Source organism: Methylobacterium carpenticola, from assembly GCF_042748905.1.
GTDB classification, from domain to species: Bacteria; Pseudomonadota; Alphaproteobacteria; order Rhizobiales; family Beijerinckiaceae; genus Methylobacterium; species Methylobacterium carpenticola.
This window is the reverse complement of the sequence record NZ_JBHZEO010000001.1, coordinates 360,019-375,544: the sequence shown is the minus strand read 5'-3', so window position 1 is coordinate 375,544 and position 15,526 is coordinate 360,019. Positions and strand designations below refer to the sequence as shown.

Below are 15,526 nucleotides of genomic sequence, written 5' to 3'. Positions count from 1 at the left end.
GCCGCGGCGGCCCGCCGGAGCGGTCCGGGGCTCGCCCGGGGCGGGTTTCCGTGCTCCTGTGGGCGGCCGGCTCCGAGGCGTGGAGGTCCGCGATGACACAGGGCATCGTTGTGGTGGGGGGCGGCTTCGCCGGCCTGTGGGGCGCCGCCGCCGCGGCCCGGGCCCGCGACGAACTCGGCCTCGCCGACGCGATCGCGATCACGCTGGTGGCGCCGGGTCCCTTCCACGTGGTGCGGGTGCGCTGCTACGAGGCGGATCTCGCGCCGCTGCGCGTCCCCCTCGACGATGTGCTCGCCCCGATCGGCGTGCGTCGCGTCGACGGATGGGTCGAGGCGATCGATGCCGCGGAGCGCCGTCTCGCGGTGCAGCCGGCGCAGCGGTCCGACCCGCCCGTCACCCTGCCCTACGACCGCCTGATCCTGGCCGCCGGCAGCGCCCTGCGGCGGCCGGAGGTGCCGGGTGCGGATGCGGCCTTCGACGTCGACACGATCGAGGGCGCCCAGGGCCTCGCCCAGCATCTCGATGCCCTCGCCGCGGGCGCGATCGGCCGCGGGCAGGCCGGGCGCTGGACCGCCGTGGTGGTCGGGGCCGGGCTCGTCGGGATCGAGCTCGCCTGCGAATTGCCCGTCCGCCTCGCCGCCGCCCGCGACCGCGCGGGCGATGCCGGGCCGGTGGAGACGATCCTGATCGACCGCGGCCCGGAGGTCGGCGCGACCATGGGCGGCGCGGCGATGCCGGCGGTGCGGGAGGCGCTCGCCGCGGCCGGGGTCGTCGGCATCGCGGGCGCCGGCGTGAACCTGATCGATTCGGCGGGCGTGACCCTCGAGGACGGCACCCGGATCCCGGCGCTCACCGTGGTCTGCGCCACGGGCATGCGGGCGAGCCCGCTCGCCGGGCAGCTCGGCGTGCCCTGCGACGCCCTCGGCCGGGTGCTCGTGGATGCGCACCTGCGCGTGGTGGGCCGGGCGGAGGTGTTCGCGGCCGGCGACGTCGCGGCGGCGACGGCTGACGCAGCGGGCCACCGCACCGTGATGTCCTGCCAGCACGCCCGCCCGATGGGGCGGTTCGCCGGCCACAACGCCGTCTGCGATCTCGCCGGCCGGCCCGACCGGCTCCTCGATTTCTCGGTGCCCGACTACGTGACGGTGCTGGATCTGGGGGCGTGGGGGGCGGTCTACACGGCGGGCTGGGACCGCGGGCGCCTCGTCGCCGCGGGGGCCGAGGCCAAGGCCACCAAGCGCACCATCAACGGCGCGCGCATCTACCCGCCCCTCACCCGCGACCGGGCGGCGATCCTGGCGGCGGCGGCCCCGGTGATCCAGGCCCGGCCGGGCGGCGGCTGACGGCAGCCCGCGGGGGCTCAGGCCACCACCACCTCCGTCCTCACCGAGTTGGCGATGAAGCAGCCCTCGTGCGCCTCGTGGTGGAGCTGCGCGAGGCGCTCGGCATCCGGGGCCGGTCCGGTCCAGTCGATCCGCGGGCGCAAGGTCACCCGCGTCACCGCCTGCCGGCCCGGGGCGATCGTCTCCATCACGCCCTCCGCCTCGTCGCGGTAGGCCGCGGCCCGGAAGCCCGCGAGCCGCGCGAGATGCAGGAAGACCAGCATGTGGCAGCTGGAGAGGGCGGCGACCAGCATCTCCTCCGGATCGACCGCCTCCTGCACCGCCCAGGCGCCGACGACGTGCGGCGAGGCCGAGCCCGGCACGGTGACGCCGCCGTCGAAGCGCAGGTCGTGGCCGCGGCTGTAGCGGCCGCTGGCGAAGTCGTCGCCCTCCCGGAGGGCCCAGGTCACCGCGGCGGTAAAGGTCGCCATGCTGCTCCTCCTTGTGAAGACTGCCTCGGCGGACTTGCGTTGGCCTGCCAACGCTTCGTCCGCTTCGGTTCTGCTGTGCCGCAGGTTTTCGCCGCAAAACCGGTGACCACTTCCGCGAAACCTGCGTAGCCGCTCGCGGCGAGGCGCGCCATGGCGCACCGTCGCGGTCACGCGGGCTCCCCCTCGACGCGGCGCAGGAAGATCCGGTCCTCCCGGCGGATGAAGCCCTCGGCCTTCGCGACGCGAAAGGTCTCGATCTCGTCACGGATGAAGCAGGTGATCATCGGCCGCACGCTCCTCGGTCGAGCGTCCCGATGATGTCCGCGCGGTCTCGCCGTTGTTTCGGCGGCGGCCGAAGCAAGACGAAAAGCCCGCCGGCGCACCCCCGTCTACATCTAAAGGCGCGCTCGACAAGCGCTGCCATTTTCGCTTCCATCCGCCGCCTCAAGGTCCGGCTGACACGGGCCGGCATGTCCAAGAAACGTTCTCGGAGGAGACCCCGATGCGACTGCCCCTCACCGCCCTCGCGGCGGCGCTCGTCTGCGCGACAATTCTGGCCGGCCCCGCCCGGGCCGCGGACCCGATCAAGATCGGCGTGTCCGGACCCTATACGGGCGGCTCCTCGTCCATGGGCGTGTCGATGCGCGACGGCGTGCGCCTCGCGGTGCAGGAGATCAACCAGAAGGGCGGCGTGCTCGGGCGCCAGCTCCAGATCGTCGAACGCGACGACGAGGCCAAGAACGAGGTCGGCGCCCAGGTCGCGCAGGAGCTGATCAACAAGGAGAAGGTCGTCGCGACGCTCGGCTTCATCAACACCGGCGTGGCGCTCGCCGCCCAGCGCTTCTACCAGGAAGCCGAGATCCCGGTGATCAACAACGTCGCCACCGGCACCGTCATCACCAACCAGTTCAACCCGCCGGACTACGACGCCAACTACGTCTTCCGCACCTCGGCCTACGACGTGCTGCAGGCCGGCATGATGGCCGACGAGGCCATCGCCCGCGGCTTCAAGAAGATCGCGATCCTGGCCGATTCCACCAATTACGGCCAGCTCGGGCGCGAGGATCTGGAGAAGTACCTCAAGGCCAAGGGCGTCACCCCGGTCGCGGTGGAGAAGTTCAACATCAAGGACGTCGACATGACGCCCCAGCTGCTGAAGTCGCAGGCGGCGGGCGCGGACGTGATCCTGGCCTACGGGATCGGGCCGGAACTGGGCCAGATCGCCAACGGCATGGCCAAGCTCGGCTGGAAGGTGCCGATGATCACCTCGTGGCCGGCCTCGATGCAGAGCTTCATCGACATCGCCGGCCAGAACGGCAACGGCGTGACCATGCCCCAGACCTTCATCGAGGATAAGACCCTGCCGCGGCGCAAGGCCTTCCTCGAGAACTACTACGCCACCTTCAAGGTCTCGAAGATCCCGACCCCGGTGGCGGGCGCGCAGGGCTACGATTCGGTCTTCCTGCTCGCCGCCGCGATCAAGCAGGCCGGCAGCACCGACGGGGCGAAGATCCGTGCGGCCCTGGAGGACCTGAAGGAGAAGGTCGAGGGCGTGGTGACGACCTACGACAAGCCCTTCACCAAGACCGACCACAACGCCATCACCCGCAACATGGTGGTGTTCGGCAAGGTGCAGGACGGACGGATCGTCTACGCCAAGGAGGAGGACGCCAAGAACGCGGGCGTCGTCCGTCTGAAGGAGAAGGCGTCGAACTGATCGGACGATCGGTTCGGTCCCGCGAGCGGCCCGCGCGGAACCCCGCGCGGGCCTGATCCCCACGGCCTCCCCCGGGTCCTCCCATGACCATCTTCCTGCAGCTCGTGGCGAGCGGCGTGGCGGTCGGCATGATCTATGCCGCCATCGCCTTCGGCTATCAGCTCACCTTCGCCACCTCGAAGACCCTCAACTTCGGCCAGGGCGAGGCGCTGATGCTCGGCGCCCTGTTCGGCCTCACGCTCACGCCCTTCACGGGCTACTGGCTGATGCTGCCCCTCGTCCTCGTCTTCGGCTTCGCGCTCGGCGCCGTCGTCGAGCGGCTCGGCGTGCGCCCGGCCGTGAAGATCAAGTCCGAGTACGGGTGGATCATGGCCACCATCGCGCTCGGCATCATCTTCAAGAACGTGGCCGAGAACATCTGGGGCCGCGACGACCTCAAGTTCCCCTCGCCGCTGCCCGAGGCCGCCCTGACCTTCGGGGGCGTGCGCGTGCTGCCGATGGAACTGCTGATCGTCGCCGGCGCGCTGCTGATGATGCTCGCGGTCGAGCTGTTCAACCGCCGCTCGATCTGGGGCAAGGCGGTGGTGGCGACCTCGAACGACATCGACGCCGCCGGCCTGATGGGCATCAACACCCGCAAGGTGATCACCCTGTCCTACTCGATCAGCGCGATGACGGCGGCCTTCGCGGGCGTGCTCGTCGCCCCGGTGACCCTCACGGGCGCCACGATGGGCTCGGTGCTGGCGCTGAAGGCCTTCGCGGTGGCGATCATCGGCGGCCTCGAATCCGGCCTCGGCGTCATCGTCGGCGGGCTGATCCTCGGCATCGCCGAGACGCTGACCGGCTTCTACATCTCGACGGGCTACAAGGACGTGCCCGGCCTGATCCTGCTCCTCCTCGTCCTCGCGGTCAGGCCGGTGGGCCTGTTCGGCAAGGCCGTGATCAAGAAGGTCTGACGGCGCCCGCGCGCCGTCCCCTCCCCCGCTTCCGGAAGCTCAAGCATCATGGCGCAGTCCGCATCCGCGCCCGTCCTCGCCCGCGAGACCGCCCCGCCCGCCAACGGGGCGGGCCTCGGCCGCATCACGGGCCTGATCGGCGCCGCCCTCCTCGTCCTGTTCCTGGCGGCCTTCCCCCACGTCGTCACGAGCCAGTACTACATCCACCTGCTCACCGTGATCGCGATCTACGCGATCCTGATCCTCGGCCTCGACATCGTGGTCGGCTACACGGGCCAGGTCTCGCTCGGCCATGCCGGCCTGTTCGGCGTCGGCGCCTATTCGGCCGCGGTGCTGTTCCTCAAGTTCAAGCTCGGCATCTGGGCCGGGCTGCTCGCCGGCATCGGCGTGACGGCGGCGTTCGGGCTCCTGCTCGCCATCCCGGCTCTGCGGGTGAGCGGCCCCTACCTCGCCATGGTGACGCTCGCCTTCGGCACCATCGTGCAGATCTTCATCAACGAGATGACCGAGCTGACGAACGGGCCGCTCGGCATCACCCTGCCGCCGGCCCGCGTCCTCGACTTCTCCCTCGTCGGCATGCAGGCCCCCTGGGGCGCGGCCGGGCGCAAGCTCGAATTCTACTATCTCGTCTGCCTGAGCCTCATCGCCACCATCGTGGTGGTGAACCGGGTGGTGCGCTCGCCCTTCGGCCGCGCCTTCGAGGCCCTGCGCGATTCGCCCATCGCCTGCGACTGCATGGGCGTCAGCGTCTACCGCTACAAGGTCTACGCCTTCGTGATCTCGGCAGCACTCGCCGGGCTCGCGGGCGCGCTCTTCGCGTGGTCGGAGCGCTACGTCGCCCCGAACTCCTACGGGTTCGAGCTGACCGTGCTGTTCCTGCTCGCGGTCACCATGGGCGGGCGCAAGTCGCGCTCCGGCCCGCTGATCGGCGCGGCCATCATCGTGATGATGCCCAACATCCTCGCCGACATCGAGCTCGTGCGGATCATGGCGGGCGGCATCGCGGCGCTGGCCGTGGTCATCCTCGCCGTCGCCTTCCTGCGCGCCCGGGAGAACCGCTTCGCGATCCTGCTGCCGGCGCTCCTCTGCATCGCCTTCTTCCCGGCGACCCTCGCCCTGCAATCGGTGACCGATTACCGGCTCACCGTGTTCGGGCTGATGATCCTGTTCGTGGTCTACTACCTGCCGGAGGGGATCGTCGGCTACCTGCGCGAGAAGCTGCCCGTCCTGCGCCCGTCCCATACGGGCGCGGGCCGGGACCTCGCCGCCTCCGGCGAGGCGCTGATCCGGCAGGACGGGCGCGGCGGCGCCGACCCGCTCCTCAAGGTCGAGGGCGTGGTGATGCAGTTCGGCGGCCTCAAGGCGCTCGCCGGCGTCGATCTCGGCATCCGGCCCGGCACGATCCACGGCCTCATCGGCCCGAACGGCTCGGGCAAGAGCACGATGATGAACGTGCTCACCGGCATCTACCGGCCGACCGAGGGCGCGGTGGTGCTGGCCGGGGAGAGCCGCCTCGATGGGCGCACGCCGTCCGAGATCGCCCTCTCGGGCGTGGCGCGCACCTTCCAGAACGTGCAGCTGTTCCGGGAGATGACCGCGCTGGAGAACGTGCTGGTCGGGCTCCACCACAGCTTCCAGGGCACGCTGTTCGACGCGATCCTCGGTACGCCCCGGCGGCGGCGCGAGGAGCGGACGGCGCGCGAGCGCGCCATGGCGATCCTCGACTTCGTGGGCCTGGGCAGCCTCGCGCAGGTCGAGGCGCGCAACCTCCCTTACGGCAAGCAGCGCCTCCTCGAGATCGGCCGGGCGCTGGCGCTCGATCCGGTGCTCCTCCTCCTCGACGAGCCGGCGGCCGGCCTCACCGCCCCCGACATCGCGGAACTCACCGCCATCATCCGCAAGATCCGGGACGCGGGCATCACCGTGATCCTGATCGAGCACCACATGGACGTGGTGATGGGGCTCTGCGACCGGGTCAGCGTGCTCGATTTCGGCCACAAGATCGCCGAGGGCGGTGCCCGCGAGATCCAGGCCGACCCGAAGGTCATCGAAGCCTATCTCGGCAGCCCGGTTGCCGACGCCGCGGAGTAGACCGATGCTCGACGTCACGGAACTCGCCGCCGGCTACGGGCAGGTCGAGGTGCTGCACGGCCTCACCTTCACGGTGCCGAAGGGGCAGGTCGTCACCCTGATCGGCTCGAACGGGGCCGGCAAGACCACCACCATGCGGGCGCTCTCCGGCATGATCCGGCCGCGGGCCGGCTCGATCCGCCTCAACGGGCGGGAGATCGGCGGGCTCGACAGCCACGAGGTCGCCCGCGCCGGCCTCGCCCATTCCCCCGAGGGGCGCCGGGTCTTCCCCACCCTCACGGTGGAGGACAACCTGACGCTGGGCGCCTTCCCGCGCCTCACCGGCTCGCGGCCGAAGGGCGACGTCGCCGCCGACCGCGACCGCATCTACGCCCTGTTCCCCCGCCTCAAGGAGCGGCGCTCCCAGCTCGCCGGCACCCTCTCGGGGGGCGAGCAGCAGATGCTCGCCATGGGCCGGGCGCTGATGCTGCGCCCCGACATCCTGCTCCTCGACGAGCCCTCCATGGGGCTCGCCCCCAAGCTGGTAGAGGAGGTCTTCCGGACCATCCGCCGCCTGAAGGAGGAGCAGGTGACCATGCTCCTCGTGGAGCAGTTCGCCATGGCGGCCCTCGGGGTCGCCGACCACGCCTATGTGCTGGAGAACGGCCGCATCCGCTTCCAGGGCCCGGCCGAGCAGCTGCGCTCGGATCCGGCCGTGCGCGCGGCCTATCTCGGCGGAGGCCATTGATCGGCGCGCCGCCCGGCCCAAGATCGGGGCCGGGAGGAGAGCCATCATGCAGGAGCCGAAACGGCAGGGCCCGCTCGCGGGCGTGACGGTGATCGAACTCGCCCACATCATGGCGGGTCCGGTCTGCGGGCTGATGCTCGCCGACATGGGCGCCACGGTGATCAAGGTCGAGAAGAGCGAGGGCGGGGACGACACCCGCCGGATGGTGCCGCCGAGCCTCGCCGGGGAGAGCGCCGCCTACCTGATGATGAACCGCGGCAAGCGCGGCATCGCCCTCGACCTCAAGCATCCGGACGGCAAGGCGGTGCTGCGCCGGCTGGCGCGGGACGCCGACATCCTGATCGAGAACTACCGGGCCGGGACGATGGAGCGGCTCGGCCTCGGCTACGAGAGCCTGCGCGCCGGGAATCCGGGCCTGATCTACTGCTCGCTCTCGGGGTTCGGGCGCACCGGCCCCTACGCCGACCGGGCGGGCTTCGACCTCGTGGCCCAGGGCATGAGCGGGCTCATGAGCATCACCGGCGAGGGGCCGGGCCGCCCGCCGGTGAAGAGCGGCGCGCCCGTCACCGACATCACCGCCGGGATCCTCGCGGCGATGGGCGTGCTCGCCGCCTATAGCCACCGCCTGAAGACCGGCGAGGGCCAGCAGGTCGACACCTCGCTGTTCGAGGCCGGCATCGTCCAGACCTATTGGCAATCGGCCATCGCGCTCGCGACCGGGGTGGCGCCCGGCCCGATGGGCTCGGCCCATCCCCTCAACGCCCCCTACGAGGCCTTCCCCACCGCCGATGGCTGGATCACCGTGGGGGCCGCCAACCAGACCAACTGGCTGCGCCTGCTCGCGGTGCTCGGCGCGGAGGCGCTGGCGGAGGATCCGCGCTTCGCCGACAACCGCGGACGCATGGCGCACCGCCAGGATCTCGCCGCCGTGCTCGCGGCGCATTTCCGGGAGGCGACCTCGGCCGAGTGGCTCGCGCGGCTGGAGGCGGGCGGCGTGCCGGCCGGGCCCGTCCTCGACGTCGCGGCCATGCACCGCGACCCGCAGACCCTGGCGCGGGAGATGGTGGTCGAGGTCGACCATCCCCGGGCCGGGCCGATGCGCACGCTCGGCCTGCCGGTGAAGTTCTCGGGCACGCCCGGGCGCGTCCACGGCCCGGCCCCGCTGCTCGGCGAGCACAGCCGCGCGATCCTCGGCCAGCACGGCTACGACGCGGCGGCGATCGACGATCTGATCGCCCGCGGCGTGGTGCGGGAAGGCGGATCCTGAGCCGTCCCTCGCCTCGCGTTCCGGCGCCCGCGATCATCCACGCCAGCGGGCGATCATGTCGGAGGCGTGGCGGAGTGTATCCGACCTGCAACTGACGCAACGAAAGATGCGATGGTGGCGCCTCCTGCGGGGCGCAACTTGCGGTTAGGAGACCAAGAATTTCCGAAACATGGACATGATTTGCGAATTATCATTGTAGGAATTCAAATATGGCGCGGTGAATCCTTGACGGGGAGAGGCTTGCAGCTCGGAAGAGGTTCTTGGAAAGCGCCCACGCGCCGCTAACCCTGCGGCCCGTGGGCGACATCACTGCAATGAACTCTCTTCGTAAGGTGCGGGGCTCGACGGCTCTGCTCGGCTCCCTCTCGGTCATGCTCGCGACGGGCGTCCACGCGCAGGCGCCGGCAAGCCCGCCGACGGCCCCGGACGGCACGCTGACGCTCGAGCGGATCGACGTGGTGGGCGACCGGGTCGGGACGGTCGGCTACCTCGCCACGCGCACGACCTCGGCGACGCGGACGGACACCCCGCTCATCGACACCCCGCAATCGGTGACGGTCGTCACGCGCCAGCAGATCCGCGACCAGAACTACCAGAACCTGACCGAGCAGCTCCGCTACGTGCCGGGCGTGGTCCCCGCTCAGGGCGAGGGCAACCGCGACGACGTGGTCATCCGCGGCCAGCGCTCGAGCGCGGATTTCTACGTCAACGGCATGCGCGACGACGTGCAATACTACCGCGACACCTACAACGTCGAGCGGATCGAGGTGCTGAAGGGACCGAACGCGATGATCTTCGGCCGCGGCGGCGGCGGCGGCGTGGTCAACCGCGTGCTCAAGGAGGCGGACGGCCTGCGCCTGCGCGAGATCACCGCGGGCGGCGGCCAGTTCGACGACAAGCGGCTCGCCGTCGATATCGGCGACCGCTTCAGCGACACCCTGTTCTTCCGCCTCAACGGCGTTGTGGAGGATAGCGGGACCTATCGCCAGTACGGGGACCTGCGCCGCTACGGCGTCAACCCGACCGCGACCTTCCTGATCGATCCGGCCACCACGCTGAAGCTCTCCTACGAGTACTTCCACGACGACCGCTTCGTCGACCGCGGCATCACCTCGCAGGGCGCCCGCGCCTACGATTACCGGCGCAACCTGCGGACCTTCTTCGGCAACCCGGACGTGAACTTCACCAAGGTCGACGCCCACATCGCGACCGCGACTCTCGACCACCGGTTCGACGGCGGCGTGCAGATGCACAGCCAGCTGCGCTTCGCCGATTACGACCGCTTCTACCGCAACACCCTGCCGGCGGGCGCCGTGAACGCCGCCGGCACCGCCGTCAGCCTCTCGGCCTACCGGAACGAGACCGACCGGACCAACCTGTTCAGCCAGAACGACTTCACCTACGAGTTCGTGACCGGGCCGCTCAAGCACACCCTGCTCGCCGGGTTCGAGCTCGGCCGCCAGGAGGGTCTCGCCTTCCGCGAGACCGGCAATTTCGGCGCGGTGGGCGTGCGCAACGTCGTGGTCAACCCGCTCGCGCCGGTCACCCGCATCCCGGTGATCTTCCTCAACAACGGCACCACCGACGCCAATTACCGCTACAGTCTCGGCCTCGCCGCCGCCTACGCGCAGGATCAGGTCGAGGTGAACGAGCATCTCCAGCTCATCGCCGGCCTGCGCTACGACCGTTTCGACTTCTCGTCCCGCGCCCGCGACAACCGCCCGAACGGCTCGAACGACCGGGTCGACAACCTGCTCTCGCCGCGGGCCGGCATCGTGGTGAAGCCGCTGGCGAACCTCGCCTTCTACGGCAGCTACAGCGTGTCCTACCTGCCGAGCACGGGCGACCAGATCGGCATCTTCAGCCCCGGTCTCGCCATCGCCGAGCCGGAGAAGTTCGAGAACCGCGAAGTCGGCGTCAAATACGACGTGACCCCGGCCCTCCAGCTCACCGCGGCCCTCTACGATCTCGACCGCACCAACCAGCGGCTGCCCGATCCCGTCAATTCCGGCTTCTTCCTCCTCTCGGGGAAGACCAACGCCAAGGGGGTGGAGATCGGCGCCAACGGCTACCTGACCGATTGGTGGCAGGTGGCGGGCGGCTACGCCCTCACGGATGCGCGCATCGGGAGCGCCACCTCGGCCACCGTGGTGGCCGGCAACAAGGTCGGGCTCGTGCCCTTCAACACCGTCACGCTCTGGAACCGGTTCGACATCACCAAGGAATTCGGCCTCGGTCTCGGCTACATCCACCAGAGCCACACCTTCGCCGCCTCGGACAATGCCGTCCGGCTGCCGGGCTTCTCGCGGTTCGATCTCGGCCTGTTCTATCGCGTGAACGAGTCGGTGCAGGCACAGGTGAACATCGAGAACCTGTTCGACCGGCACTACGTCGCCACCGCCAACAGCAACTTCAACATCACGCCGGGCTCGCCGCGGGCGATCCGGGTGCAGGTGGTGGCCCGGTTCTGAGCCGGGCGGGCGGCTGCCCGGCGGATCCTGGGCGGCCGCCCAGCGAAAGACGTGGGGGATCGGCGGCATCGGGATCCGACGGATTCCGTCGCCCGCAAGATCGAGGGCCAGGATGCGCGACGGCGCATGCGAGACGGCGGCGTCAGGCCATCATCGACCGGAAGCGCAACGGCCGCTGGATCGAGACGGATTCCGACACTGACGCCCCCGATCACCGAGGAGACGCCCGCACCCATCCGCTTGCCAAGCCTGGCGCCACTCCGCCTAATGCCGCCCCATCTGATCGCCCCGGGAGCGCGCCATGACCGAGACGGACGAACTGCTCTACGCGGTCGATGACGAGGGCATCGCCCGCATCACCCTCAACCGGCCGCAGGCGCGCAACGCGCTCACCTTCGCCATGTACGAGCGCCTCTACGACCTCAGCCGCACCCTCGACGAGGACCGCGCGGTCAAGGCGGTGATCCTCTCGGGCGCAGGGAGCAAGGCCTTCGCGGCGGGCACCGATATCGCGCAGTTCCGCGCCTTCCGCACGGCGGAGGACGCCCTCGGCTACGAGCGCTTCATGGACCGGGTGCTCGGCAGCCTGGAGCGGTGCCGCAAGCCCACCATCGCGGCGATCGCGGGCGCCTGCACGGGGGGCGGGGCGGCGATCGCGGCGGCCTGCGACCTGCGCCTCGCCACGCGCGACGCGCGCTTCGGCTTCCCGATCGCCCGCACCCTCGGCAATTGCCTCTCGCTCGGCAACCTGCGGCGGCTCTCGGGCCTGATCGGGTCGGGGCGCGTCAAGGAGATGCTGTTCACGGCCCGGCTGGTCCCGGCCGAGGAGGCGCAGGCCATCGGCCTCGTCGGCGAGGTGGTGGAGGATGCCGACGCCCTCCAGGCGCGGGCGACCGAGCTGGCGCGGCTGCTCGCGGGCCACGCGCCCCTCACGCTCGCGGCCACCAAGGAGGGCCTGCGCCGGCTCAACGGCGAGCCCGAGCCGGACGGCACGGGCGGCCATGCGGGCGATGACCTGATCCTGATGTGCTACACCAGCAACGACTTCCGGGAGGGCATGGAGGCCTTCCTGGCCAAGCGCCCGCCGAACTGGACCGGGACCTGATCCGTCAGGCCCGCCGCAGCCGCAGGGCGTTGCCGACCACGAAGACGCTCGACAGGGCCATCGCCCCGGCGGCCAGCACCGGCGAGAGCAGCGGGCCGCCGAAGGCCCGCAGCAGGCCCGCCGCCACCGGGATCAGGGCCGCGTTGTAGGCGAAGGCCCAGAACAGGTTCTGGCGGATGTTGCGCATCACCGCCCGCGACAGGCGCGTGGCCTCCACCACCCCGGCGGGGTCGCCCGCCATCAGCACCACGTCGGCGCTCTCCACCGCCACGTCGGTGCCGGTGCCGAGGGCGATCCCGACATCCGCCTCCGCCAGGGCGGGGGCGTCGTTGATGCCGTCGCCCACGAAGGCGACCCGGCCGTGGGCGGCGCGCATCTCCCGCACCGCCGCGAGCTTGTCGGCCGGCAGCACCTCCGCCAGCACCGTGGCGATGCCGAGGTCCCGGGCGATGCCCTGCGTGGTGTGCCGGTCGTCGCCGGTCACGAGCGCCACCGCCACGCCCTGACGCTGGAGCGCCCGCACCGCGGCGGCGGCGGTCGGCTTCAGCGGATCGGCCACCGTGAGCAGGGCCGCGAGCCGGCCGTCCAGGGCGACGTAGAGCGGCGAGCGGCCCGCCTCCGCGAGCCGCGCGGCCTCTTCGGCGAGGGGCGCGACCGCGATCCCGAGGCGGGCCATGTGGCGGGCCGCCCCCACCGCGACGGCCCGCCCGCCCGCCCGGCCGGTGAGCCCGAAGCCCGGCACCGCCTCGAACGCTTCCACCGGGGGCAGGGCCAAGCCCCGCGCCTCGGCCCCCGCGACGATCGCCCGGCCGAGGGGATGTTCGGACCGGGTCTCCAGGGCGGCCGCATGGGCGAGCGCGGCCTCGCGCTCCGCCGCGCGGCCGGGGGCCGGGATCCAGTCGGCGAGGGTCGGCCGGCCCTCGGTGAGCGTGCCGGTCTTGTCGAAGCCGACCGCGCGGATGCCCTCCAGGGCCTGGAGGGCGCTGCCGTTGCGGAACAGCACGCCGCGCTCCGCCGCGCGGCCGGTCCCGACCATGATCGAGGTCGGGGTTGCGAGCCCCATCGCGCAGGGGCAGGCGATGATCAGCACCGCGATGGCGTTGACGAGGGCGATCCCGAGGGAGGGGCCCGGCGCGAGGAGGAGCCAAGCCAGGAAGGTGAGGCCCGAGAGCGCCATCACGGCGGGGACGAACCAGCCGGTGACCCGGTCGACCAGGGCCTGGATCGGGAGCTTGGCTCCCTGCGCCGCCTCGACCATGCGGACGATCTGGGCCAGGACCGTATCGGCCCCGACCCGCTCGATCGCCACCTCCAGGCTGCCGGTGCCGTTGACCGTGCCGCCGGTGACGGGCGCCCCTGCTTCCTTGCGCACCGGCACGGGCTCGCCGGTGATCATGCTCTCGTCCACCGCGGAGGTGCCCGACACCACGCACCCATCCGCGGGCAGGCGCTCGCCGGGGCGCACGCGCACCCGGTCGCCGGGGCGCAGGTCCGCCACCGGCACCTCCTCCTCCGCCGTGCCGCGGATCCGCCGGGCGGTCCTGGGGGCGAGGCCGACGAGGCGGGCGATCGCCGCCCCCGTGCGCCCCTTCGCCCGCGCCTCCAGGAAGCGCCCGAGCAGGATCAGGGCGACGATGAGGACCGAGGCCTCGAAATAGACATGCGCGGTGCCCTCCGGCAGCAGGCCGGGCGCCAGGGTGGCGACGAGGGAATAGCCGTAGGCCGCTCCCGTCCCCAGCGCCACGAGGGCGTTCATGTCCGGGTGGCCGCGCAGCAGGCCGGGCACCCCGCGGGCGAAGAAGCGCCGGCCCGGCCCGGCGAGGACCAGGGTGGCGAGGACGGCCTGGATGCCCGCGCTCCAGCCGGCCGGCACGAGGGCGTGCATGGCATGTGCCCCGATCAGGTGGCCGCCCATGTCGAGGACGACGACCGGCAGCGCCAGCCCGGCCGCGACGACGAGGTCGCGCCGCAGGGCCGCCGCCTCGGCGGGGAGCCCGGTGGGCTCAAGGGGGGCGGCCGGGAGGGGCCTCAGGGCGTAGCCCGCATCCGCCACCGCGGCCTCGAGAGCCGCCGGCTCCACGAGGCCCTCCGGATGGCGGACCGTGACGCGGTTGGTGGCGAGGTTGGCGCTGGCCTCCGTCACGCCGGGCACCGCCCGCAACACCCGCTCGACGCGGGCGACGCAGGACGCGCAGGTCATGCCCTCGACGGCGAAGGTGCTCGTCCGCTCCGGGATGGCGTAGCCCGCATCCGCCACGGCCTCGGCGAGGGAAGCGGGGTTGTTGTCGGGGTTGAGGTCGACGGTGGCCCGCCCGGTGGCGAGGTTCACGGCGACGCCCGACACGCCGGGCACCGCCTTCAGCACCCGCTCGACGCGCCCCGTGCAGGACGCGCAGGTCATGCCCTCCACGGGGAGGGTGAGGCGGCGGGCGGTGGCGGTCATGGCCGGCTCCTGAGGCTCGCCCTCCCATATGGGAGCCCGGCGCCGCGGCCGGGATACCGCTGCGCTTCGCGGCACCCTTGCGCCCGTGGCATGGTTTCGCCGCATCATGGATTCGCCGCTGTTGCCCGCCAGAGCGGGGCCATGCACCGGATCTCCGCCCGCACGGGTTTGCTGCTCCTCGGCTGTCTCGCCTGCGCGCCTGCCGGGGCCCATCCGCATGTCTGGGTCGAGGCCCGCAGCGAGGTGGTGCTGGACGAGGGCCGCGGCCTCGTGGGGATGCGGGTCTCGTGGACCTTCGATCCCGACTACTCGGCCTTCGCGGTGCTGAACCTCGATTCGAAGCGCGACGGGGTGCCGGATCCCGACAAGCTCGCCGCCATCGCCCGCGAGCGCGTCGCGGCCCTCGCCGAGACCGGCTACTTCGTGCAGGCGAAGCTCAACGGGCGGCCCCTCGCCTTCGCGCCGCCGGGCGATGCCCGGGCCGAATACCGGGACGGGCGGCTCACGCTGTCCTTCACGCTCGCGCCGAGCGCGCCGCTGGGGGCGGTGCGCACCCTCGTCGTCACCACCGCCGATCCGGATTTCTACGTGGCCTTCGGGCTCGCGCCCGGCCCGGAGCCGGTGCGGCTCGTCGGCGCCTCCTCCTGCCTGCTCAAGGTCACGCGCCCCGCCAAGGAGGCGCAGGTGGGCGAGCAGCTCATCCCGGACGCGGAAGCCACCGCCCGCCCCGCCGCCGCGGCGGCGACGGGAGCCGACTATATCGGCCGCGCGCTGGTTGCCTGTCCCTGAGCGGCGCCAGCCGCTCCCGCTTGTCCCCGAGAGCGGCGTCAGCCGGTCCCGCTTGTCCCCGAGAGCGGTGTCAGCCGGTCCCGCTTGTCCCCGAGAGCGGCGTCAGCCGCTCCTGCTTGTCCCCGAGAGCGGCGCCAGCCGTTCCCC

At 71.8% G+C, this 15,526-nt stretch carries 11 protein-coding genes; 9 read left to right on the top strand and 2 right to left on the bottom strand.

Annotated features, from left to right (window positions below):
• The first annotated feature begins 92 nt into the window (after positions 1 to 92).
• Positions 93 to 1,343 carry an NAD(P)/FAD-dependent oxidoreductase gene (locus ACE101_RS01870; RefSeq protein WP_379125837.1) on the top strand — a complete coding sequence of 417 codons (1,251 nt, stop codon included), beginning with the start codon at positions 93 to 95 and terminating at the stop codon, positions 1,341 to 1,343.
• A gap of 17 nt (positions 1,344 to 1,360) precedes the next feature.
• On the opposite strand, the gene ACE101_RS01865 is transcribed toward ACE101_RS01870, so the two are convergent.
• Positions 1,361 to 1,813 (bottom strand): OsmC family protein, encoded by a 453-nt coding sequence (locus ACE101_RS01865; RefSeq protein ID WP_379125836.1) that lies wholly within the window; start codon positions 1,811 to 1,813, stop codon positions 1,361 to 1,363.
• A gap of 502 nt (positions 1,814 to 2,315) precedes the next feature.
• Here ACE101_RS01865 and ACE101_RS01860 point away from each other — a divergent pair.
• The 7 genes from ACE101_RS01860 (at position 2,316) to ACE101_RS01830 (ending at position 12,147) form a co-directional block, all read left to right on the top strand.
• On the top strand, positions 2,316 to 3,530 hold the full coding sequence (locus tag ACE101_RS01860) for an ABC transporter substrate-binding protein (RefSeq protein WP_379125835.1): 1,215 nt from the start codon (positions 2,316 to 2,318) through the stop codon (positions 3,528 to 3,530).
• An 83-nt stretch (positions 3,531 to 3,613) separates the two neighbouring features.
• The gene (locus tag ACE101_RS01855; protein ID WP_379125834.1) at positions 3,614 to 4,486 is read left to right on the top strand and encodes a branched-chain amino acid ABC transporter permease; all 873 of its coding nucleotides are present in this window, start codon (positions 3,614 to 3,616) and stop codon (positions 4,484 to 4,486) included.
• Between the two features lie 48 nt (positions 4,487 to 4,534).
• Positions 4,535 to 6,577: a branched-chain amino acid ABC transporter ATP-binding protein/permease gene (locus ACE101_RS01850; protein ID WP_379125833.1), complete on the top strand. Its 2,043-nt coding sequence runs from the start codon at positions 4,535 to 4,537 to the stop codon at positions 6,575 to 6,577.
• A 4-nt stretch (positions 6,578 to 6,581) separates the two neighbouring features.
• Entirely contained in the window at positions 6,582 to 7,304 is a 723-nt protein-coding gene (locus tag ACE101_RS01845; protein WP_379125832.1) for an ABC transporter ATP-binding protein, read from the top strand.
• 46 nt (positions 7,305 to 7,350) lie between these two features.
• Positions 7,351 to 8,571, top strand: a complete 1,221-nt coding sequence (locus ACE101_RS01840; RefSeq protein WP_379125831.1) for a CaiB/BaiF CoA transferase family protein — start codon at positions 7,351 to 7,353, stop codon at positions 8,569 to 8,571.
• A gap of 314 nt (positions 8,572 to 8,885) precedes the next feature.
• Entirely contained in the window at positions 8,886 to 11,042 is a 2,157-nt protein-coding gene (locus tag ACE101_RS01835; RefSeq protein WP_379125830.1) for a TonB-dependent receptor, read from the top strand.
• Between the two features lie 301 nt (positions 11,043 to 11,343).
• Positions 11,344 to 12,147 carry an enoyl-CoA hydratase/isomerase family protein gene (locus ACE101_RS01830; protein ID WP_379125829.1) on the top strand — a complete coding sequence of 268 codons (804 nt, stop codon included), beginning with the start codon at positions 11,344 to 11,346 and terminating at the stop codon, positions 12,145 to 12,147.
• Between the two features lie 4 nt (positions 12,148 to 12,151).
• Here ACE101_RS01830 and ACE101_RS01825 read toward each other — a convergent pair whose 3' ends face one another.
• The gene (locus ACE101_RS01825) at positions 12,152 to 14,590 is read right to left on the bottom strand and encodes a heavy metal translocating P-type ATPase (RefSeq protein WP_379125828.1); all 2,439 of its coding nucleotides are present in this window, start codon (positions 14,588 to 14,590) and stop codon (positions 12,152 to 12,154) included.
• 141 nt (positions 14,591 to 14,731) lie between these two features.
• Between ACE101_RS01825 and ACE101_RS01820 the strand changes: the two genes are divergently transcribed.
• Complete coding sequence (locus ACE101_RS01820) at positions 14,732 to 15,379, top strand: DUF1007 family protein (protein ID WP_379125827.1); 648 nt, start codon at positions 14,732 to 14,734, stop codon at positions 15,377 to 15,379.
• Positions 15,380 to 15,526 lie beyond the last annotated feature (147 nt).

Excerpts from the sequence above, each read along its gene's own strand:
- ACE101_RS01870 (WP_379125837.1), top strand. The coding sequence starts at position 93 with ATGACACAGGGCATCGTTGTGGTGGGGGGCGGCTTCGCCGGCCTGTGG.
- ACE101_RS01865 (WP_379125836.1), bottom strand. The coding sequence starts at position 1,813 with ATGGCGACCTTTACCGCCGCGGTGACCTGGGCCCTCCGGGAGGGCGAC.
- ACE101_RS01860 (WP_379125835.1), top strand. The coding sequence starts at position 2,316 with ATGCGACTGCCCCTCACCGCCCTCGCGGCGGCGCTCGTCTGCGCGACA.
- ACE101_RS01855 (WP_379125834.1), top strand. The coding sequence starts at position 3,614 with ATGACCATCTTCCTGCAGCTCGTGGCGAGCGGCGTGGCGGTCGGCATG.
- ACE101_RS01850 (WP_379125833.1), top strand. The coding sequence starts at position 4,535 with ATGGCGCAGTCCGCATCCGCGCCCGTCCTCGCCCGCGAGACCGCCCCG.
- ACE101_RS01845 (WP_379125832.1), top strand. The coding sequence starts at position 6,582 with ATGCTCGACGTCACGGAACTCGCCGCCGGCTACGGGCAGGTCGAGGTG.
- ACE101_RS01840 (WP_379125831.1), top strand. The coding sequence starts at position 7,351 with ATGCAGGAGCCGAAACGGCAGGGCCCGCTCGCGGGCGTGACGGTGATC.
- ACE101_RS01835 (WP_379125830.1), top strand. The coding sequence starts at position 8,886 with ATGAACTCTCTTCGTAAGGTGCGGGGCTCGACGGCTCTGCTCGGCTCC.
- ACE101_RS01830 (WP_379125829.1), top strand. The coding sequence starts at position 11,344 with ATGACCGAGACGGACGAACTGCTCTACGCGGTCGATGACGAGGGCATC.
- ACE101_RS01825 (WP_379125828.1), bottom strand. The coding sequence starts at position 14,590 with ATGACCGCCACCGCCCGCCGCCTCACCCTCCCCGTGGAGGGCATGACC.
- ACE101_RS01820 (WP_379125827.1), top strand. The coding sequence starts at position 14,732 with ATGCACCGGATCTCCGCCCGCACGGGTTTGCTGCTCCTCGGCTGTCTC.